Raw genomic sequence first — 24,568 nt, forward strand, 5'->3', positions numbered from 1 at the left:
GCCTATGGCCTCACCCCCGGGATTTTTTTGAAACAGGGAAGAGGGACTGAAGGATGAAGCTCAAGGACCTCGATATCATCATTACGGCCCCCCCGGCACCAGGTTGGGGCGGGCGCTACTGGATTCTCGTGAAGCTGACGACAGATGACGGCATCACCGGTTGGGGCGAATGCTACGCTTCCTCCGTCGGGCCGGACGCGATGCGGGCCGTGATCGAGGATGTGTTCTCCCGCCACATGGCTGCCGAAAACCCCGAAAACATCGAATTGATGTTCCGCCGCGCTTATTCCTCCGGCTTCACCCAACGCCCGGACCTGACAGTCATGGGCGCCTTTTCGGGGCTGGAAATTGCCTGCTGGGACATCCTTGGCAAGGCGCGTAACCGCCCCGTCTGGGCGCTTCTGGGCGGCAAGATGAACGACCGCATCCGCGCCTACACCTACCTCTACCCCCTACCCCATCACGGGCTCGACGCCTTCTGGACCTCGCCCGTTCTGGCGGCTGAGGCAGCACTCGATTGCGTCGACCGCGGCTACACCGCCGTCAAATTCGACCCCGCGGGTCCCTACACGATGCGCGGCGGGCACATGCCGGGAATGCGCGACATCTCCATGTCGGTGGACTTCTGCAAGGCCATCCGCGAGGCCGTCGCCGACCGCGCCGACCTGCTCTTTGGCACCCACGGCCAGTTCACCACCGCAGGCGCCATCCGTCTCGGGCAGGCGCTCGAACCCTATGCCCCGCTCTGGTTCGAGGAACCGATCCCCCCAGACGCGGTCGAGGAAATGGCCAAGGTCGCCCGCGCCGTGCGCATCCCCATCGCCACCGGCGAGCGCCTCACGACCAAGGCAGAATTCGCCCCCATCCTGCGCAGCGGAGCCGCCACGATCCTGCAACCGGCCCTCGGTCGTGCAGGCGGCATATGGGAGATGAAAAAGGTCGCCGCCATGGCCGAGGTCTACAACGCCCAGATGGCCCCCCACCTCTATGCAGGCCCCGTGGAATGGGCCGCCAACATCCACCTCGCCGCCTCTATCCCGAACCTATTGATGTGCGAAACCATCGAAACGCCCTTCCACGACCAACTGATCAAGGGCAGCATCCGGGTCGAGCGCGGCTTCATCACGCCCCCCGAGATCCCCGGCCTTGGCATCGACGTTGACGAAGATCTGGCCCGCGCCCACCCGTATACCGGCGACGGCCTGCACCTGCAGATGCAGGAGGCCCCCTGCGACTACGAACGCGGCAACAACTTCGAGGGCGGCGCGCCCGCTCCGCGCGATTAGCGGTAGAACCGCACACCGGACACGGCAATGTCCGCCTGCATCTCGCGCCCGATGGCGAGAATACCGATCCGTCGCAACCGGCTCGGGTCGAACGACACATCGGTACGATGCGCCTCAAAAGCAGTGAAGGGAATGCGGAGCGTCGTCCATTCATCGAGCGCCACAAACTCGGACCGGAACGACTGCCAAGGCCGCGTAAGCGCATCGGTGCGCAGGCGCAGATCATAGGTCTCGCCATTGCCCAGCACATCCAGCGCCACACCGGCATAGCCGCTCGCATCGAACACAGCGCCGCCCGCCAGATCAAAAGCGATCTGCACAAAGCCACCATTGTTCTCCAGCGACACGAGCCCGGTCAGCCGCACAGCCTCCCGCCCCTTAACGACCTCAAACGTGGCCTGCCCCGAAGACACACCACCCATCACCGTGTCAGCCACGTATTCCCAGTCGGGGCTAAGTTCCAAATCATCCGCCATGACCGGCGAACATAGCAGGGCAAAGGCGATTGCCCAGCGGATCACGTCCGCGCCGCCTCGAATACGGCCCAGACCGCTTCGAACTCCTCAAATCCGATCCGCTTGCCCTTGACCGCATCAAACACGATCTTCTCCGACCGCATCAGCGTCGCGATGGCGTCGGTAAGTCCAGCCACCACATCCTTCGGGATCACCACGGCCCCATGCCGGTCCGCATGCACCAGATCGCCGGGCCGGATGTCGAGGCCATGGATACGCACCTGCTGGTCATAATCCACCACATGCACAAACCCATGACTCGGCCCGATAGAGCCAGCAACCACCGGGTACCCCTCTGCCAGATCGCCAAGGTCGCGCATCACCCCGTCGGTCAGCGTTCCCGCCAGCCCAAATGCCTTGTGAATATTCGTGTTCACCTCACCCCAATAGGCGCCAATAGCATTTGGCACATCCAGATCCTGCACCACGCAGACCGCCGGACGCGCGCCTTCGGACATGTACTTGTAGTAAGCCATCCGCCGCGCCTTGATCACCTCGGGCGGCTCCGTGGGCGGGGCCAGCGCCCGGATCCGGGCCGTGCGCGCATAGCCCACCATCACCCCATCCGGGTCCGACGCCAGCATCGTGCCACGGGTGAAGGCGTTGAACCCCCGCTTGCCCTGCGCGACCTCAATGGCATTGCAGACCGTCGGCGTATCCACCGACCTCAGCAGATCATGCAGTGCGTCCTCCATAACTCAGCCCTTCACCATCGCGGCACCCTCGGACAGGGCATTCAGCTTGGCATAGGCAATTTCCGGATCGACTGACCCGAAGCCCGCAAAAGTGCCAAACCCACAATCGCTCCCCGCAATCACCCGATCCGCACCCACAATCTCCGTAAACCGCTCGATCCGCTGCCGCACGACCTCCGGATGCTCGACAAAGTTCGTGGTGGTATCGACCACGCCCGGCACCAGCACCTTGTCATCCGGTATCTCCGCTTTGCGGTTCCGAAACACCGTCCACTCATGCGCATGACGCGGGTTCGACGTCTCGAACAGAACATAGCGCGCCTTGGTCGCCATCAGCGTGGGAAAGACCGTGTCCATGGGCACATCACACACATGCGGCCCCTCGTAATTGCCCCAGCAGATATGCACCCGTACCTTCTCCGCAGGCACATCCGCCAGCGCATGGTTCAGCGCCTCCACATGGGCATCCGCGATCTTTACAAACTCCGCATCGCTCAGGTCGTTGAACAACATGTGCCGCGACAGGGCCAAATCGGGGCAATCCAGCTGCAAATCCAGCCCAGCCCCCACGATCGTCTCATACTCCGCCTTCATCGCATCGGCGAGGGCGGCCAGATAGGCGTCGCGCGTCGGATAAAAGTCATTCTGCAAAAACAGCGAAATCACACCGGGCGAGGCTGCATTCATAAACCCGCGCTCAACCCCATGCTTGGCCATCGCTGCCTTGAGGTTCGCAATGTCCTTCTCCAACTCGCCCTGCCCCTTGGACGTCACCTCACCCGTACACATGGGCCGGGCGTATTGCGGGGTGCCGCCACCCTCGGCCAAGCGCTTGAGAAAGCTGGGAAACTGCTTCAGATCAGCAGGCGCATTGCGCGGGCTGTCGCCGGAAAACCCGGTATAGCGGTCCTTGACATAGGTCGCATAACTGATCTTCGACGTCTCGCCATCGCTGACGATATCAACACCCGCCGCCACCTGCTTGGCCACCGTGTCGTCCACCGCCTCGGCCATCGCCGCATCGAAATCAGCCTGCTCAAACGGCTCCTCCCGCTCGCGGGCAAAGATGAAATCGACGACCTTTTGCGTCCGGGGCAAGGACCCGACATGGGTGGTTGTGACAGGCATGGTGGTCTCCTTCAGTCTTTGCGCGCCATCAGCACGGTATGCTGGTTCGCATCGGGGTCTTCGGCCAGAAACCCGGTCAGGCGCAAGCCATTCTCTTCAAGACATGTGGCATAGCCCGCGGGCGAGAGCGAGGCGTGATAGACCGCCTCATCGCCAACGGTGCCCTCAGCCTCACCTGCGCTTGGCCCAACGGTCAGCATCAAACTGCCACCGGGTTCCAGATGCGCGGCCATACGCGAGATACAGTCGCGCTGCGCCTCTGCCGTCAGGTGAAAAAAGCTGTTCCAGGCAATGATGCCGTCAAAGGTCTCGCCCAGATCAAGCACCCGCATATCCGCCTGCCGCCAGTCGCCCTCCGGCCACCGTTCCCGCGCAATCGCCAGCATCGGCTCCGAAAAATCGACACCGGTAACGGAAAACCCCTCAGCCATGAACCACCGCGCAATCGGATCGCCCGTACCGCAGCCCAGATCCAGCACCCGTGCCCCGCCGGGCAAGGCCACCGCAAACCGCGCCAACCACCGCGCCTCGAACAACGCACGGGACCGGCGAGCGTCGTAAACCGCCGCCTGCCGGTCATAGACGCCCTGGATGTCTTCGGGATCGGCGCTCACCCTGCCCACGTCGGCCCCGCCGGATCATCCGTGCCCACCACGTGATAGAGCGCCGCCTCGCCCGTCATCGACGGCACGGCGCTATGGGCCAAGTTCTCCGGCACGCTCATCGTGTCACCGGGCGCCAGCGTCGTGCTGCCACCCTCCCACGTCACCTTCCAATGCCCTTTCACCGGCATCAGGACTGATGGCTTGTCATGCGCGTGCATGTCATCGCAGGCACTCGAGCGGGTCACCAGATCCACCTCAAACCCCGGCTTGTCCCGAATAATTCCCGTCTCGCCAATCACCTTGCAGGGCGCGTCCTTAGCCAGACACACCATGTCCCAATACCGGCGCACGCCCATGCCGACGACCTGCATCGGCGACATCTCGGGGAACTCCGTCAACTCCTCCGCGGTCAGCAACGGCATGGGCCCCACGCCATCAGGCAGGCTCTCCCCCTTCTTGCTGTCATAAAGGCTGCCATTCTCGCCCAGAACCAGCCCATGCGCGCCCGCCTCCTCGATCACTTGCGGGGCCCAGATCACGCCGCCGCCCGCATCGTCGCCGCCAAGGATCGCCATGATCATCCCGTAGTCGGTGCCGATATTCTCGAAACCACGGAAAATACCTGTGGGAATGTTGATGATATCCCCCTCTTCCAGCACGACCTCCCCGGCCTTCCCCCAGCGTCCCCAGAAAAACCGCCAACGCCCCGACAGGACAAAGAATACCTCTGCCGTGCGGTGCGAATGCAGCGAATTCCGGCACTTCGGCGGCTGCCCCGCCGCCCCGATGTTGAAGCCGTGCGGGATCGAAATATGCACGTGCTGATCAGGGCTTTCCGACACCCCGCCCCCGATGATGGTAAAGTTCTCCTTCTGGTCCGACCCCGGCGTGTGCGCGTCGATAAACGCGGTCTTGCAGGGCATCAGATCGCCATAACGCACAATGCGCGGCTCCATCTCGGCGGGGGTCATGTGGGGGTCCTTTCATGTGGGAGGGTTGGATCGGGCAACGGATCGCCCGGTTTGGAATTGGTGATGTCGGTGTGGATCCAGACCATGCGGTCCACGAACCAGACCTTCGGCAGGATGGTGGCGACCAGCCCAAGGATTGTCGTCCACGGGTTCAGCACGATCAGGCCATAGATCAGGGGCAACAGACCGATGACGGATAGGGCGACCAACACATGTGCCGGCCGCATGTGATGCGCTGCGATGTCATAGCGGTCCCGCGCCAGAAAAATGCGCTCCCCCAGTGTCCCACGCGATGCCCAACTGCCAAAGTCACGGGGCGCAGGAAACGCACGCGGGTTCACCCATGTCCACGCTGCGGCCAACAGAAAAAGCGGCAGCGCCCACCCCCCGATCCACTGCCGCGCATAAATCGCCAGCGCGATCAAAGGCAGGCAAGAAAACCGCGTCCAAAAGCTCCACGGGCTTGCGTGCCGCCGCCAATCAACGTCCTTCATCCCCATCAGACGTTCGGCAGCGCGGTAGATGTCGGTCATGCCTGCCCCTTCAGCGCAGCATTCTCCGCTTCCAACTCGGCAATCCGCGCCTGCAGCTTGTCCATCTCCGGTGCCACAAGCTGCGCGATCTCACCCGCATCAAAGCGCGGCGTGATGAACTGCGGACAGTTCCAGTCAAAGGCCTCAATCCGGATCGTCACCACCCGCTCAACCCGACCCTGCCCCTCGACAGCCAGTTGCTCGGCCAGCTCGGGCTCATCATCAGCCTTCGCAAACGTCGCACGCCCCTGCAGCTTCATCCGGGCCTTGCGCGGGTAATCCATCAGAAACAGCGACACCCGGTCATCACCGGCCAGGTTCCCCTCGGAAATGTGCTGCTTGTTCCCGCGATAGTCCGCAAAACCCAACGTGTGATCATCCAGCACCTTCAGAAACCCGACAGGCCCGCCCCGATGCTGGATGTATGGCCAACCGGTCTCCGACACCGTGCCCATGTAGAACGACGTGCGCGACGTGATGAACGCCACCTCATCCGCATTCAGCGCATGCGTCCGCGCCCCATAGCTGCGCGCGTACATCTCGGCAGATCCATCCGCCTCCTGCAGCGCCTTCACGGCATCGGTAAACATCACCTCGTCATAGCGGCGCACGGCCCTGACCTTTCATTGTTCCTCAAATATGCAAATGCGACCTCAGCCGGTCTGCAACAAGATCTGCTTCCAGATCGCCGTCTCATCAAAGAGCGCATATTCCCGGCGCAGGCCCCAAGGCCCGAACTCGGCATGAGAAATGCCCAGAACATAGACCTCAGCCCCCGTCGGCGCGCCAAAATACCCCCACCCATCATGTTTGCCATGCAGGCTCCATCGGATGGCGGCCCGGGGCGGCATCATCTCATCATCCCGCCCAATCTGGTGATCAATGGTGAACGTTGCATCCGGGAACGACGCCCGCAGTCCCATCCAGAAACGATCTACCGGCCCTGTCCCATGCCCGGTCAGCCCGCCGGGATACTCCGACTGCACCGCCCGGTCATACTCGCCGGGAATGACGGCCATATCGGCCCCCATGATCCGCGTCAGAATGTCGGCGTACCTCGCGCCCCACTCATTGTCATTGCCGCGCCCCTTGTAGGGCCCAGGCTGATCCGTCGCATGGCTCAGAGGACGCACCGCGTTTTCCATCCCACCCTCACGCTCGATCAGATCAGCAGCATAGGCCTTCGCCTCCCACCCGATCTGGTTCACGATGGCCGTCTGGTCGCGGATCAACCACTCATCGTTGATCTGATCATTGATGGCATGACAGTCCGCAATAATTCGGTACTGCAGCGTCTTGCCAGATGCCTTGCCATAGACACCATCCGCCATGTGCGTCGCCGTCGACAGGATGCGGTGCGACGACAGCATCCCCTCTTCCGGCGTCCCGCTCCAGATCACATCTTCACCCAGCAGCGTCCGGTCCGGAAATTCGGCGAGCGTCGCCATGGTGGCCCCAATCACCTTCTCGTTCCCAATCACCACCGAACCGGGCGACCGCACCACGATGCCCGGGCTGTAATAGTGATGCAGGGTCGCGATGCCGCGATCCTCCCAGATCTCCTTGGTGATGCCGATGATATAGTCGGGGAAGTCCTTCCACCGGTTCGAAAAACCCTTCATGCGGTCCATCCTTTGGGTATGCGGGCCGACCCGCGCAGGATGAGTGGTCCATCCAGCGCGACGCGGCGGGGTTTGGTGTCAGGATCGGCAAGCCGGTCCATCAGAATATCAACCGTGGCATCCGCCATCTGCCCGGCAGGCTGGCGCACGGTGGTCAGGTCATAGCTGGGCCAGGCGGCCAAGGTCACGTCGTCATAGCCCACAACCGACACGTCGCCCGGCACGCTCAGCCCCAACTCAAATCTCAAAACATCCATCACGGCAAAGGCCATGTGATCATTGGCACAAAACACCGCATCCGGCCGTTCCGGCCCCACAAACATCTCGCGCGCCACATCCTTGGCGGTTTCAAAGTCGAAGTCACTGCCCCCGCGTGCGAACAGGCGGCGCCCCGCCACCTCCAGCCCCGCGACAAAGCCCGCCTCGCGGTCCCGCTGGGTCGAGGCTCCCTCCCACCCGGCCACATGCGCAATGCGTTGGTGCCCACCGGCCACCAGAAACTCCGCCAGCTTGCGCCCACCGTGGTAGTTGTCAGAGGTGACCGAGGACAGCCGGTCATCATCCTGCGCCCGGTTGAACAGGACAATGGGAATGCCCGCCGCCTCGCAGCGCTGGGTCAGGTCGTTCGACATGCCGACACTGGCCGCAATGATCCCATCCACCTGATAGTCCAGCAGTTCCCGCATCACCTCATCCGCATCATCCGCCGAGTTCGACGAGATGAACACCAGCACGTGGTAGCCCTGCTCCTGCAGCTTGCGGCTCAACCGCTCGATAGCTTCGGGGTAGAAGTGGTTTTCCAAGTAAGCAACCAGCAACCCCACAATACGGCTCCGTCCGGTAATCAGCGACCGCGCCAGCACATTGGGCCGATACCCCAGATCATCCGCCGCTTGACGCACCTTATCCGCGGTGCGTTTCGACACCGACGCACCGGGGGTGAAGACACGACTGACGGCCGAGCGGGACACGCCCGCGCGTTCAGCCACATCGAGTGCTGTCACCTTGTCGGGCATCAGTCCGCTGTCCAACCCCCGTCGATCAGCATCGAGGTGCCGGTAACCATCGCAGACGCATCCGAGGCCAGAAACAGCACCGCCCCCATGATGTCCTCGACCTCTGCCACGCGCGGCAACTTGATCTTGTCCATGATCCAGGCATAGCGCTCGGGGTCCTCAAACGACTTCTCGGTAAAGGCCGTGCGCACAAAGGTCGGGCAGACCGTATTGATGCGAATATTCGCCTTGCCCCACTCGATGGCCATGGCCTTCACCATGCCCTCGACCCCGTGTTTCGTGGCGCAATAGACAGCCCGGTCGATGCCACCCACATGACCCATTTGCGATGAGATATGGATGATCGACCCACCCTTGCCTGCCTCGGTCAACGCTCGCGCAGCGGCGGTGGAAAGGAAGTATGCGCCCTTCAGATTGATGCCGACAACCGCATCGAAATCCTCGGGTTGCGTCTCCATCGAAGGCCCATGCCGCGCCAGACCAGCCGAGTTCAAGACAATGTCGCATGGCCGATCAAAAGCGGCCTCAATGGCCGCCATATCCGACTGATCGAACTGCAACGCCTCCGCGCTCCAGCCCTGTTCAGTCATGGCCCCAACCACGTCCGCCAAAACATCAGCCCGCCGCGCGGCACAGACCACATGCGCACCCGCCTCAGCCAAAGCGACGGCACAACCCAGCCCGATGCCAGACGAAGCACCCGTCACCAACGCCCGCTTGCCCGACAGATCAAACGAAGGGGTCTTCGGCAGGCTCATGCCGCCCTCCCCGTCTCCGGGTCAAACCCCGCACGCGCCTTGTTGAATTCGCGCATCCGCGCCAGCACGTCGACGCCCATCTGGTCATACATCTGCAGCATGTCCACCATCACCCAATTCTCCCGTATCAACCCGTTCTCCAGCCGCCAAAAATCAAGCGACCGCATCTCAATCCGCTTATCTGTCGGCGGCAGCCCCAGCCACCCTCCATGCGTCACCGTCTGGTACATGTTCGGCCAGCCCGTGACCGCAGCATAGTTTGCGTCACCAAAGAAGTGATAGACGATCTCGTCCACATACTGACCGCGGTCCGGCATCCCGTTCAGAAACGGGATCTGGTGCCAGTTGCGAAAGCCCGCAATCCCGCGCCCCGATCCGATGCCGCTGGGCCCATACCACATCATCTTCGGGTGCCAGAACCGCTCCATCTCCATCACCTCAGGCCCGCCCTGACCGGGGTGCTTCTTCATATGCGTCAGCATGTCGATGATGTGCTGGCAGGACGCGGCGGACACTTCCGCATCGTAGGGCCCCAGCACCAACCCATCGCAGGACGCAGGGCCCGGCACATGCAATTCGCGACCCAAGGACGGCACCATCGGCCACGCCCCCGCCTGCATCATCACCTCGGGGATGTCCCACAGCGCCTGCATCTCGACGATCTTGCCGTCTTCGAAGCGATAGAACTCATGGAACCGCATATGCACGATGTGCCCGGTCGGCGGGATGTTGAGCCACGGGGCGGTGAAGGTGCCGGTGTAGTACCCGCCACACCCGACCCAATCCGCACCTTCGGGTGTGGGACCAGCCATGACGATGTAATCGCGCCGCTCCAAATCGGGGATAGCCGCCACCAGCAGGGCAAAGCCCGCATCCACAAACGCATCCACGCCCGCGATGCTTTCAAAGGGAAAGGCGAGGCGAAATACGACGTCCGGGGCGCATACATCTCGCAACACCGCCCGGACGGCAGCCTCATCATAGTCGTAAAGCGCAGCGCGCAGCGGCGCGATCAGCGCCTTGTGGTTGGTGTGCCGGTCGGTCATGCCCGCACCTCCATCCGGACAAACAGATCGACGCCCATCTGCTGGAACAGGTGGATCATATCCACGAATACCCAGTTCTCGGAGAACTTCCCGTCCGTCCGCAGCCAGAAATCTAGGCCTGACACCTCGATCGGCGCACCCGTAGCCGCGTGCCCCAAATACGTCCCGCCATGGGTGCCCACCACGCCCTTCGGGCCAGAGGCGGCGACCATCCGATCCTCGGCAAAGAGGCTTTCCAAATGCATCACCTTGCGGTCGGGAAAGGCCGTCAGCCACGGCTGTTGGTGCCGCGTCTCGAACTCGGCCAGCGACAGGCAGGCGCCGATGCCGCCCGGCCCGTACCATTTGATATTGGGATGAAAGAACCGCGCCATGCCCATGCTGGTCAGGTCATTTTCATCAAAACTGTTGAGCCCGCCAAATATTAACGCGCGCCCCAAAGTCATTGATTTTATAGACTCAACTTCCAGTTGCACGGCTGTCAAAACACCGTCATACGCAGTGGGTGCCGGGTACACATGCGCCGCCCCGCGCGGGCGCGGCAGAACGGGCAATCCAATCTGGTCAAACCAATCGACAAAGTCCCAGATCGTCTGGGCATAGGTGATGTTCCCAGCCTCATCAAACCGCAGAAACTCACCCCACCGAATGCGCAAATCATGACCCGTGGCAGGGATGCCAAACACCTCCGATGTCGCACGCCCGGTATAGTACCCGGTGCCCGCCACCCAATGCGCCCCATCCCCCGCGCCGCTTTCATGCGCCGAGGATGCACCGCCCATGAAAATATGCGTCTGCCGTCTCAAATTGGGAATGGCCGCGCGCAGAGGGGCAAAGAGCCCACCGATGATCCCATCGGCACTGCCCTGCATCCCGATGGGCGCAGGCCCATGCCACCCGTCCAGCGCGGGCAGCAGCGCCGCCGCACTCTCCGGGTCGCGATCCAAGGCCGCCCACAGCGTCAGCGCCGTGGCCTTGTTGCGTTGGTTCTGGTCGGTCACGGCTATTCCGCTGCGTCGCGCGCAGGGGCCCCCTCACCATAAGGCACGTTGATCCCGCCATAGCGGCGGACGCGCAGGTTGCACTGCTCGGCATGGCCCACGAACCCTTCCAGCATGCACAGACGCGAGCCATAGGCCCCGATCTCCGCCGCCGCCTCGTCCGTGGTGACCTTCTGATAGCTGTGGGTCTTGAGGTACTTGCCGACCCACAGACCCCCCGTATACCGCCCCGCCTTTTTCGTGGGCAGGGTGTGGTTGGTCCCGATCACCTTGTCCCCGTTGGCGACATTGGTGCGCGGCCCAAGGAACAGCGCGCCGTAGCAGGTCATGTGTTCCAGGAACCAGTCATCGCGGTCGGTCATCACCTGCACGTGCTCACTGGCCACATCATCAGCCACCTGCAACATCTCATCATAAGTATCGCAGAGGATGATCTCGCCATAGTCCTCCCAGCTTTTGCGGGCCGTGTCGGCAGTGGGCAGAATGCCCAGGATGCGCTCGATCTCTGCCGCCGTCTCATCCGCCAGCTTGCGCGAGTTCGTCAGCAGAACGGCAGGCGAGTTGTAGCCATGCTCCGCCTGCCCGAGCAGGTCGGTGGCACACATCTCTGCGTCCACCGTCTCGTCCGCGATCACCATCGTCTCGGTCGGACCTGCAAACAGGTCAATGCCCACGCGGCCGAAAAGCTGACGCTTGGCCTCGGCCACAAAGGCGTTGCCGGGCCCGACGAGCATGTGGACCGGATCAATCGTCTCGGTCCCGATGGCCATGGCCCCCACGGCCTGAATGCCGCCCATGACGTAGATTTCGTGCGCGCCGCCCAGATGCATCGCTGCGATTACCGCCGGGTTCGGCTTGCCCTGCCACGGAGGGGTACAGGCGATAATGCGGGGCACACCGGCGACGCTGGCCGTGGCGACCGACATGTGGGCGGATGCGACCATCGGGAACTTGCCGCCCGGTACGTAGCAGCCGACGGACTGCACGGGGATGTTCTTGTGGCCGAGGATCACGCCCGGCATCGTCTCGACCTCGATATCCAGCATCGAGTCCCGCTGGGCTTGCGCAAAGTCACGGACCTGCTGCTGGGCGAACTGGATGTCGGCCAGCTCGCGCGGGGTCAGCTCGGCGATCAGCGCGTCGATTTCGGCTTGGGTCAGGCGGAAGCTGTCGGGGCTGTAACCATCGAACTTCTCCGACAACTCACGCACGGCAGCATCCCCGCGCTTTTCGATATCGGCCAAAGTCGCTTCAACAATGGCGCGGGTTTTGGCATCGTCCTCGGCCCGCTCTGCTTCGGGCTTGCCGCGTTTCAGATATTCAATCGTCATCTCGTCACCTCAGTTGTCGGGGCGCGGCGGTGTCTTGTCGCCGCGATCGAAGGCTTCCCAGCCTTCACCATCAAAAACGTCCCGCCCCAGCTGGGCGAGCACGTGGGGGAAATCGACCATCACGTAGTTGTCGGTGATGCGGCCGTCTTCGACCTTCCAGAAATCCATGTACCGGATCTCGATCCGCTTGCCGGTGGGCGCAATCCCCATGAACTCACCAGCATGGGTGGCCTCCTGTCGGCCAAAGGCGGCGGCCCACTCGCCCATATACAGCCGGGCTTCGTCCACGCAGACCTTGTCGGCGAAGGCGGCCTGGAACGGGCGCTGCCAGTTGTCCTGGAACTGCTGCAGGCCCGTCTTGGTGCCGCAGCCGGTGTTGCCCATCCAGCGGAAACTTTCGGCAAAGAACTGGCCGATATCGTCAATGCGGTGGTCGTTGAGACCATCGACCATCCCTTCGATTACAGCGCGGGTGTCTTCCGTTTTGGACATATCCGTATCGCGGGTCAGAACCGCCTGTTCCGGTCGGGAACCTTTCATCTCTCATCCACCCCTTTGGGCTGTCTTCGTTTGGGCCAGCGATGAAAGCCCAGATGGGCTTGAAGAGCGTCTCATCCCTTCACCGCACCTGCCGTGAGGCCCGATACGATCTGGCGTTGGAAGACCATGACCAGCAGGAACAATGGGGCGGTGATGGACACCGCTGCCGCCACCGCTTCGACCTGATCCGTCGTGGTGGTTTCGCGGTTGAAGTAGCCTGCGATGGCCGGGACCATTGTCTGGTTCTGGGCGTCGAGCAGCAGGGCCGTGACGAGGAAGTCGTTGTAGCCAAGAAGAAAGCTGAAGAGGCCCGTGGTGATCACCCCCGGCCACATGACCGGCATGATCACGCGGCGGAACGCCTGGAAATGCGAGCAGCCGTCAACGCGCGCCGCCTCGTCCAGTTCGGACGGGATGTTCTGGAAGAACGACCGCAGCATCCAGATGGTAAAGGGCTGGTTGATCGCCACCAGCACCGCGATGATCGCCCAGGGCTGGCCGTAAAGCGTGGGGCTGAGGTCGCCCAGGATCGGACGCAGGATTTCCGCCGAGTTGATGAACCACGGCAGATAGCCGGCCACTAGCACAGAGTGCGGCAGGGCACGGAAGACAAGTGCGATGATCAGGAGCCAGAAGGCGAGGTTCGAGCCGGAGCGCGCGAGGCCGTAGCCTGCCAGCGTGCCCACGGTGAGCGATACGGTCACCACGCCTGCCGTCACGATCATGGAGTTGATGAAGTTGCGGTAGAACTGGTTTTCCGCCCAGACCGCCACGTAGTGCTCGGTCGTCAGGCCGAGGATGGGTGTGCCAAGCGGCCCCGCGATGCTGTTGAGTGCGCCGAAGATCACGGGCAGTGCGCCGAAGAAGATTAGCACGAACAGCAGGCCGTAGACGGCTGCACCAACAAGCCAGCCCAACACGATGAAGCCGGGGGGCGAGAATTGCTCGACCAACCGGGACAGCTTTGTGAAAGCCCAGCGGATCGCGAAGTACAGCACGATCAGCCCCAGCAGAATGTCGAGGAAGCTGAGCCCGTTGCCCGCCGCCCGCGTGGCGGGTCCGGTGATCACGTTCCACGCGCTGGCGTCGAAGGCGTCGCGCGGGGACTTCACGCTCATCACCGCGATCCAGGCGATGGGGAAGGCTGCGATCAGGCACCAGAAGGCGAGGAACGCGCCCGATGCAAGCTTGAGCGACAGCGGCTGTGCGGTGGCTTTTGACATCTAGTGTGCCCCCCCTTTGTGGTCGCGCCAGGTGCGGCGCAGCGGCAGGATCAGCAGGATCACGATGCCCACCATGGTCAGCATGGCGCTGGCGGCGGCCCGGCTGATCGCCCGGTTGCCCGCGTCATCCGGTGTCAGGAAGTCGAAGGTCAGCCATTGCAGCGAGATGACATGCGCCTGGCTGCGGAAGCCGATGATCTCGTCGAAGACGCGGTAGCAGTCCATCAGGTGGATCAGTGCGATGAAGATGATCAGCGGCATCAGGTGCGGCACGATCACATAGCGCAGCCGTTCAAAGCGGCTGGCGCCATCGATGATCGCGCTTTCCAGCGTGTCCATGTTCACCGTTTGCAGGCCCGCGTAGAAGATCACGAAGGCGAAGGGCGCGACGTGCCAGACGCGGTAGAAATACATGAGCAGTTCGATGGTCCAAGCCTGCGCGAACATGGCGATGTCCTGGCCCGTCCAGCGTTCGAGCGTGGCCGTGAGGATGCCGTCACCCACGAAGAGCCAGTAGATCGACAGTGACCCGATGACCGGCGTGATGATGAAGGGCAGCAGCGAGACGAAGATCACTGGGCCACGCAAGGACTTGGCGGCGTTGTTGACTGCGAGCGCGATCATGAGACCCACACCGATCACCAGCGGCAAGGTCACGAGCGTGAACATCAGGGTGAACCGCAGGGCCTTCCAGAAGTCGATTTGCAGGATCTCGCCCCAATTGCCGGACCCGATGGCGGACCAGAATTTATCCATTTGCAGCACGTTCTGGTAGCTTTGAAAGCCGACCCAGGCGGTGGTGGTTTCGGTGCGTCCGGTTTCTTCATTGATGACGGGCACCGTCTTGACCTCGGTCACGCAGGTCTGGGTGAGGAAGCCCGGGGTGCAGGTCTCGACCTCGATCTGCTGCATCACGGGCTGGGTGATCTGGAAGGACTGGATGAAAACCGAGATCAGGGGGGCCGCGATGAACAAGAGCATCATGAAGACCGACGGGGCCACGAACCAGAAGAAGGTTTTGAACTTCATGCTGCTTTCCTTGTCGCTGCGGCGGCCACATGGCCTCCGATCTGCCAGCCAATCATCATGGATGGGGCGTTGGTGTTGGCGCTGGTGATGCGCGGCATGACCGAGGCATCGGCTACCCAGAGGTTGTCCACGCCTTTGACCGCACCCTGCGCATCGAGCGGGCCACCGAGGGCGACGGTGCCGACGGGGTGGTAGGCGGTGCCTGCTCGCGTGCGGATCACTTCGCGGAGGGCGGCGCCGGTGATATGGGTGCCCGGGAAGCCCTCGGGTGCGCGGCGGTGTTCGAAGGGAGCGGCATCAAGCAGCGCGCGCAGGCGTTCGACACCCTTCACCATCATGCCGAGGTCCCAGTCGTCGCCGAACAGGTTGAGGTCGATAAGGGGTTGGAAACGGTCGGTGCCCATGCGCAACCGGCCACGTGAGCGGGGTTGGCACAGGCAGACATCGGCGAAGTAGCCCGATCCCCAGATGATCGCGCGGCCCTGCCAGCCCATCAGGAAGGGCAGGAAATGGGTCTGGATGTCAGGCGCGTCGCTGTCGGTGACGCTGTAGAAGGCGCCCGCCTCGACCGTGTTGGAGCTGAGCCGCCCGGAGCGCGCGAAGAGCCATTGGAATGGGGACAGTGCCCATGCCGGGAGCTGACCAAGGGTCAGACCATAACCCGACCCCTGCCCCTTGAAATGCAGGCCGAAACCTGGGTGGTCGTGCAGGTTTGCACCCACGCCGGGCGTGTCGATGCGCACGTCGATGCCTGCGGCTTTCAGGTCTACGCCCGGTCCGATGCCGGAGCGCATGAGGATCATTGGGCTTTCGATGCTGCCTGCCGACAGGACAACGCTCGCCCGCGCAGTCAAGGTGCGCCCGTCGCGCAGAACGACGCCCGTAGCACGGGTGCTGTCGAAGGTGACGTGGTCTACCTCGGCGTCCGTGATCACGTCCGCACCGGATGGCCGCAGGAACCCGTCGGCGGCTGACCAGCGCGCGCCGCCCCTCATGTTGGTGTGGAACACGCCCGCGCTTTTCCGTTCCGGCGTGGGCGGGGCGTGCGGGTCGTTGGCTGGGAAGACGCGGCCGAACGCTTCGGACAGGGGGTGCGGGTGCGGCAGGCGGTCGGGTGTCATCCGCGCCTCGACCGCGTCGAAAGCCCGCCAGACCGCCGCGCTGTCCCATCCGGGCAGGCCCCAGGTGTCGAAATCAGCGCGGGTGCCACGGAACCAGACCATAGAATTGATCGAGCCCGACCCGCCCAGCATCTTGCCGCGCGGGACGGACACTTGCCGGTTGCCAGCCGATGCCATGGGTACAGTTTGCCGCTTCCAGTTGCGGCGGTCGGAGGCCAAAAGGTTCACAAGAGCAAAGGGCACCTTGACCCGGATGTCCCGATCGGACGGCCCCGCCTCGACCACGCACACCTTTGCGCCCGGTCGTTCGGCAAGACGCGCGGCCACCGCGCATCCAGCAGAGCCACCGCCCACAACGATATGATCGTATTCACGTGTCATCTGTCCCCCAGGGTGAGTGGCTGGCCGAGGGAGCCCCGGCCAGCCGAGTGGTGACTTATTCGAGCACACCGGCCTCTTTGGCCGACGTGGTGTAAGCTTCTTCGATGGCGACCAGCGTGGCCTCTGCCCCGCGCTCACCGGTCAGGAAGGCGGGCAGTTCATTGCCCAGAGCCGTGTGCAGCAGACCCATCTGCGTGGTCGACGGGTACGCAGGCGGGGCCGGGTTGGCGGTGGCCGTTGCAACTGCACCTTCGGCGAGCGGGCCGGGCTCATAGCCCTGCACCAGCCAGATGGCGGCCTCATTGGCGCCCTGCACCATTTCGGCGTCCATGCCTTCCATCGCGAGGCGGAAGGCGGCGTCTGCTTCCTCATCCGTGATATTGGCCGCGATCACGATACCGTCCCACCAGAGCGTGGTGGCCGGCGCGCCGCCGTCCATCGCCATCGGGGCTGCGGCCATGGAGACCTTGCCCACAACGGTGCTTTCGTTTTCGTCATTCATCGCACCCGCGCGGCTGGCCCAGAGATTCGCCATGGCGATCTTGCCCTGCTGGAACTGCTGCTGCACGTAGGTCGAGTCGCTGACCAGAACCTCCGGGTCGGTGAACTCAAGCGTGCGCTTCATGGTGTCGAGCGCCTTCATCCCCGCCTCGGAATTTACGGCGGTGGTGTTGTCGGCGTTGAAGAACGCGCCGCCAAAGCCGGGATACATGTTCACGAATTCCTGCGCGAGGTTCCAGCCGGACTTCATGGTCGCACCGATGGCGTGGTCAACGACGCCCGCTTCTTCGATCTTCTCGGCGGCGGCGAACACCTCGTCCCATGTGCTGGGCGTCTCGATGCCCAGATCGGCAAGGATATCGCTGCGGTACATCAGGTGCTGCGTGTTCACCATCATGGCGACGGCCATGATCTGACCATCCACGCGGATCAGCTGGTTGGGCGACAGGTTCTGGCCGTACTTTTCGACCAGATCGTCCAGCGGGCGGATCGTGCCTGCGTTCAGGAGCGGTGTGATGGTGCCGTTCGACACGCCGCCGATGTGGTAGAGCGACGGGTTCGCTTCGAACGCAGCGGGCTGCTTGGTGCGGAATTCCTGGTCCAGCTCGGCCTGGAAATTGCCGCACTCGGCCATGGCATCAGTGACGGCCTTCCAGGCTTCAAAGCCCGCGGTCAGCGACTTCAACGGCACCTCGTTTTCGTAGGAACACGCGGCAAAGGCCGTGCTACCCAAAAGCGAGACGGCGCCCGCAAGTGCCAGTTTTTTCAGATACATGTGCAAACTCCCTGTTGCGTTTTGCGCCAGTGCATCTTGCAAGTCTGCACTGGCCGGTGTTGGGCCGCGCTCTGGGTGCCCCCGCGCGGCCGGGTTCCTCAGGCGAGACGTTCGCCGGAAGAGGAATCGAATGCGTGGCAGATTTCTGCCGGGACCGAGAAGGACACGGTGTCGCCGATCTCGGCCCGGAATTCCTTGTGCGCCTTGATCGACACAAGCTGCCCGCCTGCGCGGACGGTGAGCATGGTGGCGTCACCCAAAAGCTCGATGGTGTAGATGGGGGCGGTGATCTGCGCCTCATCCTCCGCCAATGCGGCGTCTTCGGCGCGGAAGCCGAGCGTGGCAGGGCCATCGGGCGCGGTGAGGCCGCTGATCGATACGTTGTCGCCGGTGAAGGTGCCGCCCGCCATCGTCCCCTCCATCAGGTTCATGGCGGGGGAGCCAATAAAGCTGGCCACGAAGGTGTTGGCGGGGCGGTCGTAAATTTCCGTAGGCGTGCCCACCTGCTGCACCTTGCCCTGCTTCATCACCACCACGCGGTCGGCGAGGGTCATCGCCTCGATCTGGTCGTGGGTCACGTAGACGGTTGTCACCTTCAGCTCGTGGCTGAGGTTCTTGATCTGGGCGCGGGTCGAGACGCGCAGCTTGGCGTCGAGGTTCGACAGCGGCTCGTCCATCAGGAACACGTTGGGTTCGCGCACGATGGCGCGGGCAAGGGCTACGCGCTGGCGTTGGCCACCCGACAGTTCGGCGGGCTTGCGGTGCAGGAAATCATCAAGCTCCACCATGGCCGAGGCGCGGCGCACGCGGTCGTCATGGGTGGCCGGGTCAACCTTGCGGACCTTCAGCGGGAAGCGGATGTTTTCGTAGACATTCAGGTGCGGATAGAGGCCGTAGGACTGGAAGACCATCGCCACATCGCGGTCCTTGGGGTCCAGATCATTGACCCGCTTGCCGTCGATCATAATGTCGCCTTCGGTCGCGTCCTCCAGCCCCGCGATCATGCGCATCGTCGTGGTCTTGCCGCAGCCCGAGGGGCCGAGCAGCACCAAGAACTCCTCGTCCGCGATCGTCAGGTCGAAATTGTCGACGCCCACGAACGTGCCCCACCGTTTGTTGATGTTGCGCAGCTGGATTTCTGCCATGTGGACCCCCGACCCATAGGTTGATGAAATAGGCTAGACATCCGGGCTTTGACTTGGCAACTGTTTTTTGCACACGTGTGCAAAACGACTTCAGGACTGCACCCATGACCTCCGTTATTCCTGCGCTGCGGGCGGCACTGCATGCGCTTTGGGCAGATGATGATGCTGCGGCGCGGCGGGCCTTCGAAGGCTGCTTTGCGCACGATTGCGCCTTTTATTTCTCGCATCCCGCGAATGAGCCACGTGATGCCTGGGCCGAGGTTTACGCCCCATTGCGTGCTGCACTGCCGCATGCGCGGCGGCGCGATGAAATTTTCATCGCAGGGGCCAACAGGCGGGAGGTTGGCGGTCAGTGGATCGCCGCATTCACGCACTATGCGGGCACGTTTGCCGCGCCTTTGTGGAACATTGCGCCGTCGAATCGGCTGGCCTTTCTGCGGTCAGGCGAGTTTTACCGGGTCGAGGGCGGCCAGATCATCGAGGCGCGGATCATCCTCGACCTGCCGGACCTGATGCGGCAGGCGGGGCATGATCCATTTGGTGAATTGCTCGGCACCGAGATGCTGTTTCCGGGGCCAGCCACCCATGACGGGATCCTGCCGGCGGGCGATGGGGTCAAAAGCCTGGACCTGATCGAAGCGATGCTGGGTGATCTGCATATCTACGACCCCGAAACCGGTACCTCCAAGGGTCAGACCGGAGAGGGCGGATACTGGGCCGATGACATGTTGTGGTACGGGCCCGGCGGGATCGGGTCGAACTATCGCTGGGAGGGGTTTGTCAAAGATCACCGTGCGCCCTTCCTTGCCGCCTTTCCCGACCGCAAGGGCGGCAATCACTACGCGCGGATTGGACAAGGCAACTACGCCGCCATCTCGGGCTGGCCTTCCATGACGATGACGCATCGCGGCCCTTATCTGGGCGTAGAGCCAACGGGTAAATCGCTGACGCTGCGGGTGATGGACTTCTACCGCTGCGCAGACGGTCAGATCGCCGAGAACTGGGTCATGCTCGACTACATGGACCTGTTCCACCAGATGGGCATTGACCTGATTGCCAAATCAAACGCCCAAGCCGTTTCTTCTGACTGAAAATACCATCGGGGGTCCGGGGGCAGACAGCCCCCGGTCCTGGCTTTAGAAAAACGCCTGCAGACCGGTCTGCGCGCGCCCGAGGATCAGGGCGTGCACGTCATGGGTGCCTTCGTAGGTATTTACCGTCTCGAGGTTCACCATGTGTCGCATCACCTGGAACTCGCCGGAGATGCCGTTGCCGCCGTGCATGTCGCGGGAGGCGCGGGCGATGTCGAGCGCCTTGCCGCAATTGTTGCGCTTGACGATTGAGATCATCTCGGGCGCGGCTTGTGCAGCGTCCATCAGACGGCCGACCTGAAGCGAGGCTTGCAGGCCCAGCGTGATCTCGGTCTGCATGTCGGCCAGCTTCTTCTGGAAAAGTTGCGTCTGCGCCAGCGGCCGCCCGAACTGCTTGCGGTCGAGCCCGTATTGACGGGCGGCGTGCCAGCAGAACTCGGCGGCGCCCATCGCACCCCAGGAGATGCCGTAGCGGGCGCGGTTGAGGCAGCCGAACGGACCCTTCAGACCCTGCACGTCGGGCAGAAGCGCGTCTTCGCCCACCTCGACGCCTTCCATCACGATCTCGCCCGTGATGGAAGCGCGCAGGGACAGTTTGTTTTCGATCTTCGGCGCGGACAGGCCCTTCATCCCCTTTTCGAGAACGAAGCCGCGGATCTTGCCGTCATGCGCTTCTGACTTGGCCCAGACCACGAAGACATCTGCGATGGGGGCGTTGGAGATCCACATCTTGGAGCCATTCAGGACATAGCCGCTGTCGGCTTTCTTCGCCGTGGTCTTCATGCCCGCCGGGTCGGAGCCTGCGTCGGGCTCGGTCAGGCCGAAACAGCCGATCCATTCGCCGGAGGCGAGCTTGGGCAGGTATTTCTGGCGCTGCTCTTCGGAACCGTAGGCGTAGATGGGGTAGATGACGAGGGACGATTGCACGGACATCATCGACCGGTAGCCGCTGTCGATCCGCTCAACCTCACGCGCGACAAGGCCATAGGAGACGTAGGAGCCACCCAAGCCGCCGTATTCCTCGGGCAGGGTCACGCCCAAAAGGCCCATGTCGCCCATTTCGCGGAAGATGTCGGGGTCCGTGGCCTCATCCGCGAAGGCGGAGACCACGCGCGGGGCCAGTTTTTCCTGGGCATAGGCGTGCGCCGACGCCTGGATCATCCGTTCGTCTTCGGAGAGCTGGTCCGACAGGCGCAGGGGGTCGGCCCAGGCAAAGGAGCCGAGGTCGGGGGCATCCTTGGCTTTGAGGATCTTCGTCTCGATGTTCATATGCGTCTCCCTTGGGCGATGCGCCGCGGTGGCACCTCGTTTGAGCTTTATCTAGTGCGGGTGCGCGTGCAAGGCCATGCGACATTGCCACGGCGGATCGGATGTATCCGAAGCACCCGCCGCGCCGGTGCTGCCCCACCGCCTCATTTCAGCCGCATTCGTCGCGCACACACAGCATATACGATTCTGTCTTCCGGGTGGGGCCGAAGCAAAAGGAGTGCTGGCATGCAGCGCATGATGCAAATTGGGGCCGTTCTGGCCATGCTGACCACGGCGACCGCTGTGTCCGCCGCCGAACACGAGATCCTGATCCTGCCGGACGCTTACTTCCCGTCCATCCTGTACATTGATGACGGCGACACCGTGAAATTCACCAACCTGACCGGGTCCGAGCATAGCATCGTGGCCAAGAACGACAGTTGGGCCATCGGGCCGATTGCCGATCAGGCGTCTGTTTCGATGGTTGTCGAAAAGGGCACGCAGACGACCTTTTACGATGCGAATGCCGTGTCGGAAGAGGATGGCTCGTTTCTGGTCGAAGGCCGGATGAGCTTTGCCGAGGCGCCCCTCGACTAATCCTCTGCTGGTTCGATGAGGCCCGGGCCCGCGGCCCGGTTCGAATTGACGGCTTTTGACACGCGATGCCATGTGAGCGCATCATCCGGGGCGGCCCGCATCAGCGTGGCGGCCCCTTTGCCTTGTTCGCCCAACCATAATGCGATGTCGTCCGGTTCCAGAATGACCGGCATGCGGTGATGGATGGATGACATGGGCGTGTTGGCCGCCGTTGTGACGATGGCCGCCGTACGCTGCCGCGTCTCCGGCGCGCCGGGGGTGTGCCAATTTTGCCAGACCGCCGCGAAGGCCAGCGGCGCGCCATCACTGCGGGTGATGTACCATGGCAGCCGCGTGTCCCCGTCCCGCGTCCATTCATAGAACCCCGAGGCCAAGATGACCGCCCGTCGCTCGCGGCACGCCATGCGAAAGGCGGGCTTGTCCGCAATCGTCTCGGCCCGCGCGTTGATCAGTAGCGGACCGTCCGTCGGCGACTTGTACCAATGCGGGATGAAGCCCCAGCGCATCGGCGCGAGCCATCGTTGACCGCGTTGGGTGGTGACCGTGTGCACCGCATCGGTGGGGCAGACATTGAAGTTGGGCACATCCGGCATGTCGTTTGCCGCCACGGCTGCAAAGAGCTCCGACATGTCTTCGGGGGCGAGGGAGATCGAAAAACGTCCGCACATGCGGTGACGCTACATCGCCAAGAGAGACGATGTAAGGCGGATCAGGATCCGCCTTACGATTGGGCATAAAAAAGGCGGAGCTTTGCCCCGCCTTCTCAAGATCGTAAGGCGCAGGTGTCCTGCGCCCCTGTCCTTACTTCGCCGTGATCCGACCGTCGGTGTAGGGCGTGAACGGCCCCTGCTCGGCCAGGTACTCCGCCGTCACATCGGCGAGGTCCGGCCCGAAGTCGTAGGCGTTTTCCGCGTCCACGAACATCGAATACCCGTCACCGCCGTTGCGGACATAGTTGTTGCTGACCACGCCATAGAGCTTGTCCATCTCGATGGGTGTGCCGCCCACCATGACGTCGCTGACCCGCTCACCCGCAGGCTTCGCTGCATCAAACGCATAGCTCATACCCGCCACTTGCGGGAAGCGGCCTGCACCGTCCTCGATCTGGCCCACGCCGTTTTCAAGCGCTGCGACGATGGCCGCGCCCGGCACCTGAAAGGTCGACAGCGTGTTCTGGAAGGGCAGCACCGTCAGCACCTCGCCCATGGTGATCTCGCCCGCGTCGATGGAGGCACGAATGCCACCGCCGTTCTGGATGGCGATCTCGATCCCCTGGTCTGCGACCCGAGCGAGCATCGCGTCAGCGATGAGCGAGCCCATGGGGCATTCCTGCGCCCGGCAGACGGACCGGTCGCCTTCAATAGCTTCGGCTGCTTCGGCGACAACGCGGTTTTTCATCTCTTCGATGGGCGCGCCCATTTCGGCGATGCGAGCGATGAAGTCGGCATCAGGTTCGACCGACGCATCCAGCAGCATCGGGTCGCCCGAGGCTGCCGTCACGTTGCCATCGTCATCAAAAGTCACGGTCAGGTGGCCGAGGTACTTGGTGTAGGCATAGGCCTGCGCCACTGCCGCGTCGCCCACCATGGTCGGGTACGCGGGCGTTTCGGCGTCGTCGTTGGTCATCAGCGTGTGGCTGTGCCCGCCGATCACCACGTCGATGCCGTCGACCGCCTCGGCAATGGCGAGATCCTTGTTCAGTCCCACGTGGTTGAGGGCGATGATGATGTCGACGCCTTCTTCCTGCAGCGTGGCGACGTCTGCCTGCAGCGCCTCGATCTCGTCCTGGAAGACGACGTTGGGACCGGGCGATGATGTTTCAACCGTGTCCACAGCCAGCGCCGAGACGATGCCGATTTTCTTGCCGCCGACCTCAAGCACAACGTGGTTTTCAACCTTTCCGTTCAGCATCTCTTCGGCAGACAGATCGAGGTTGCCGGAGATGACGGGGAAGCTCACCGCGTCGATGAACTCCGCCAGCTTGGGCGGGCCATCGTCGAACTCGTGGTTGCCCACGGCCATGGCGTCATAGCCGATCTTCTCCATGAACTCGGCCTCAGCCGCGCCCTTGTAGGTGGTGTAGAAGAGCGAGCCCTGGAACGGGTCGCCTGCGTCCAATACGACGACGTTCTGATTGTCGAGCGACGCCTTCTTGGCGTCGATGGCCGACTTGACCCGCGCCACGCCGCCAAAGCATTCGCCCTCTGCTTCGCCTTCGGCGTTGCAGGTCGAATCGAAGCGGTTGATCGATTCAATGCGGCTGTGCATGTCGTTGGTGTGCAGGATGTGCAGCGTGTATTCGGCGGATGCCATCCCAGCGCTCAGCGCCAGGGCGGCCGTGCCCATCAAAAACCGGGTCATGCGGTGTCTCCCTTGTTGAATATGACAGTAACGTGACAGCAATCCGCGC

General features: G+C 63.0%; 25 protein-coding genes. 3 read left to right on the top strand and 22 right to left on the bottom strand.

The annotated features are described in order from the left end of the window. The first annotated feature begins 53 nt into the window (after positions 1-53). Positions 54-1,286, top strand: a complete 1,233-nt coding sequence (locus RA29_RS03210; RefSeq protein ID WP_039682867.1) for a mandelate racemase/muconate lactonizing enzyme family protein — start codon at positions 54-56, stop codon at positions 1,284-1,286. On the opposite strand, the gene RA29_RS03215 is transcribed toward RA29_RS03210, so the two are convergent. The 19 genes from RA29_RS03215 to RA29_RS03305 form a co-directional block, all read right to left on the bottom strand. After that, the gene (locus RA29_RS03215) at positions 1,283-1,807 is read right to left on the bottom strand and encodes a CIA30 family protein (protein ID WP_342666378.1); all 525 of its coding nucleotides are present in this window, start codon (positions 1,805-1,807) and stop codon (positions 1,283-1,285) included. The genes RA29_RS03210 and RA29_RS03215 overlap by 4 nt on opposite strands. After that, positions 1,804-2,496 (bottom strand): RraA family protein, encoded by a 693-nt coding sequence (locus tag RA29_RS03220; RefSeq protein ID WP_039682868.1) that lies wholly within the window; start codon positions 2,494-2,496, stop codon positions 1,804-1,806. The genes RA29_RS03215 and RA29_RS03220 overlap by 4 nt, the downstream gene beginning before the upstream one ends. A 3-nt stretch (positions 2,497-2,499) precedes the next feature. After that, the gene (locus tag RA29_RS03225) at positions 2,500-3,624 is read right to left on the bottom strand and encodes a cobalamin-independent methionine synthase II family protein (protein WP_039682870.1); all 1,125 of its coding nucleotides are present in this window, start codon (positions 3,622-3,624) and stop codon (positions 2,500-2,502) included. An 11-nt stretch (positions 3,625-3,635) separates the two neighbouring features. Next, a complete protein-coding gene (locus tag RA29_RS03230; RefSeq protein ID WP_052249442.1) occupies positions 3,636-4,247 on the bottom strand; it encodes a class I SAM-dependent methyltransferase in 612 nt (203 codons plus the stop codon). Further along, positions 4,235-5,200 (bottom strand): cupin domain-containing protein, encoded by a 966-nt coding sequence (locus RA29_RS03235; RefSeq protein WP_039682874.1) that lies wholly within the window; start codon positions 5,198-5,200, stop codon positions 4,235-4,237. Before RA29_RS03235 ends, RA29_RS03230 begins: the two co-directional genes overlap by 13 nt. After that, positions 5,197-5,733, bottom strand: a complete 537-nt coding sequence (locus RA29_RS03240; RefSeq protein WP_039682876.1) for a DUF6653 family protein — start codon at positions 5,731-5,733, stop codon at positions 5,197-5,199. The genes RA29_RS03235 and RA29_RS03240 overlap by 4 nt, the downstream gene beginning before the upstream one ends. After that, positions 5,730-6,344, bottom strand: a complete 615-nt coding sequence (locus RA29_RS03245) for a pyridoxamine 5'-phosphate oxidase family protein (RefSeq protein WP_241462539.1) — start codon at positions 6,342-6,344, stop codon at positions 5,730-5,732. Before RA29_RS03245 ends, RA29_RS03240 begins: the two co-directional genes overlap by 4 nt. 42 nt (positions 6,345-6,386) lie before the next feature. Further along, on the bottom strand, positions 6,387-7,355 hold the full coding sequence (locus tag RA29_RS03250; protein ID WP_039683890.1) for a polyketide cyclase: 969 nt from the start codon (positions 7,353-7,355) through the stop codon (positions 6,387-6,389). Beyond that, the gene (locus RA29_RS03255; RefSeq protein ID WP_039682878.1) at positions 7,352-8,371 is read right to left on the bottom strand and encodes a LacI family DNA-binding transcriptional regulator; all 1,020 of its coding nucleotides are present in this window, start codon (positions 8,369-8,371) and stop codon (positions 7,352-7,354) included. Before RA29_RS03255 ends, RA29_RS03250 begins: the two co-directional genes overlap by 4 nt. Continuing rightward, positions 8,371-9,129, bottom strand: coding sequence for an SDR family oxidoreductase (locus tag RA29_RS03260; protein WP_039682879.1), 759 nt, complete (start codon positions 9,127-9,129; stop codon positions 8,371-8,373). Before RA29_RS03260 ends, RA29_RS03255 begins: the two co-directional genes overlap by 1 nt. Further along, positions 9,126-10,175 carry an ester cyclase gene (locus tag RA29_RS03265; protein ID WP_039682881.1) on the bottom strand — a complete coding sequence of 350 codons (1,050 nt, stop codon included), beginning with the start codon at positions 10,173-10,175 and terminating at the stop codon, positions 9,126-9,128. The genes RA29_RS03260 and RA29_RS03265 overlap by 4 nt, the downstream gene beginning before the upstream one ends. Continuing rightward, the gene (locus RA29_RS03270; protein ID WP_039682883.1) at positions 10,172-11,176 is read right to left on the bottom strand and encodes an ester cyclase; all 1,005 of its coding nucleotides are present in this window, start codon (positions 11,174-11,176) and stop codon (positions 10,172-10,174) included. The genes RA29_RS03265 and RA29_RS03270 overlap by 4 nt, the downstream gene beginning before the upstream one ends. A 2-nt stretch (positions 11,177-11,178) precedes the next feature. After that, a complete protein-coding gene (gene hisD, locus RA29_RS03275) occupies positions 11,179-12,507 on the bottom strand; it encodes a histidinol dehydrogenase (RefSeq protein WP_039682885.1) in 1,329 nt (442 codons plus the stop codon). A 9-nt stretch (positions 12,508-12,516) separates the two neighbouring features. Beyond that, a complete protein-coding gene (locus RA29_RS03280; protein WP_039682887.1) occupies positions 12,517-13,047 on the bottom strand; it encodes an ester cyclase in 531 nt (176 codons plus the stop codon). Between the two features lie 71 nt (positions 13,048-13,118). After that, positions 13,119-14,270 (bottom strand): carbohydrate ABC transporter permease, encoded by a 1,152-nt coding sequence (locus tag RA29_RS03285; protein WP_039682889.1) that lies wholly within the window; start codon positions 14,268-14,270, stop codon positions 13,119-13,121. Continuing rightward, entirely contained in the window at positions 14,271-15,299 is a 1,029-nt protein-coding gene (locus tag RA29_RS03290) for a sugar ABC transporter permease (RefSeq protein WP_039682891.1), read from the bottom strand. Continuing rightward, positions 15,296-16,801 (bottom strand): GMC family oxidoreductase N-terminal domain-containing protein, encoded by a 1,506-nt coding sequence (locus RA29_RS03295; protein WP_039682893.1) that lies wholly within the window; start codon positions 16,799-16,801, stop codon positions 15,296-15,298. The genes RA29_RS03290 and RA29_RS03295 overlap by 4 nt, the downstream gene beginning before the upstream one ends. Before the next feature lie 55 nt (positions 16,802-16,856). Beyond that, positions 16,857-18,077, bottom strand: coding sequence for an extracellular solute-binding protein (locus tag RA29_RS03300; RefSeq protein WP_039682894.1), 1,221 nt, complete (start codon positions 18,075-18,077; stop codon positions 16,857-16,859). A 98-nt stretch (positions 18,078-18,175) separates the two neighbouring features. After that, a complete protein-coding gene (locus RA29_RS03305) occupies positions 18,176-19,222 on the bottom strand; it encodes an ABC transporter ATP-binding protein (protein WP_039682895.1) in 1,047 nt (348 codons plus the stop codon). Positions 19,223-19,326: 104 nt separating this feature from the next. Between RA29_RS03305 and RA29_RS03310 the strand changes: the two genes are divergently transcribed. Further along, the gene (locus tag RA29_RS03310) at positions 19,327-20,313 is read left to right on the top strand and encodes an ester cyclase (RefSeq protein ID WP_082029412.1); all 987 of its coding nucleotides are present in this window, start codon (positions 19,327-19,329) and stop codon (positions 20,311-20,313) included. A 45-nt stretch (positions 20,314-20,358) separates the two neighbouring features. Here the strand turns inward: RA29_RS03310 and RA29_RS03315 are convergent, their stop codons facing one another. Then, on the bottom strand, positions 20,359-21,582 hold the full coding sequence (locus RA29_RS03315; RefSeq protein WP_039682896.1) for an acyl-CoA dehydrogenase: 1,224 nt from the start codon (positions 21,580-21,582) through the stop codon (positions 20,359-20,361). Between the two features lie 225 nt (positions 21,583-21,807). Here RA29_RS03315 and RA29_RS03320 point away from each other — a divergent pair, with 225 nt between their 5' ends. Continuing rightward, the gene (locus RA29_RS03320) at positions 21,808-22,158 is read left to right on the top strand and encodes a hypothetical protein (protein ID WP_039682897.1); all 351 of its coding nucleotides are present in this window, start codon (positions 21,808-21,810) and stop codon (positions 22,156-22,158) included. Here RA29_RS03320 and RA29_RS03325 read toward each other — a convergent pair. Then, on the bottom strand, positions 22,155-22,826 hold the full coding sequence (locus tag RA29_RS03325) for an SOS response-associated peptidase (protein WP_039682899.1): 672 nt from the start codon (positions 22,824-22,826) through the stop codon (positions 22,155-22,157). The genes RA29_RS03320 and RA29_RS03325 overlap by 4 nt on opposite strands. A 133-nt stretch (positions 22,827-22,959) precedes the next feature. After that, complete coding sequence (locus RA29_RS03330; protein WP_039682900.1) at positions 22,960-24,519, bottom strand: 5'-nucleotidase C-terminal domain-containing protein; 1,560 nt, start codon at positions 24,517-24,519, stop codon at positions 22,960-22,962. Positions 24,520-24,568: the final 49 nt, after the last annotated feature.

Origin of the sequence: Tateyamaria sp. ANG-S1 (assembly GCF_000814025.1) — a bacterium.
Lineage (GTDB): Bacteria > Pseudomonadota > Alphaproteobacteria > Rhodobacterales > Rhodobacteraceae > Tateyamaria.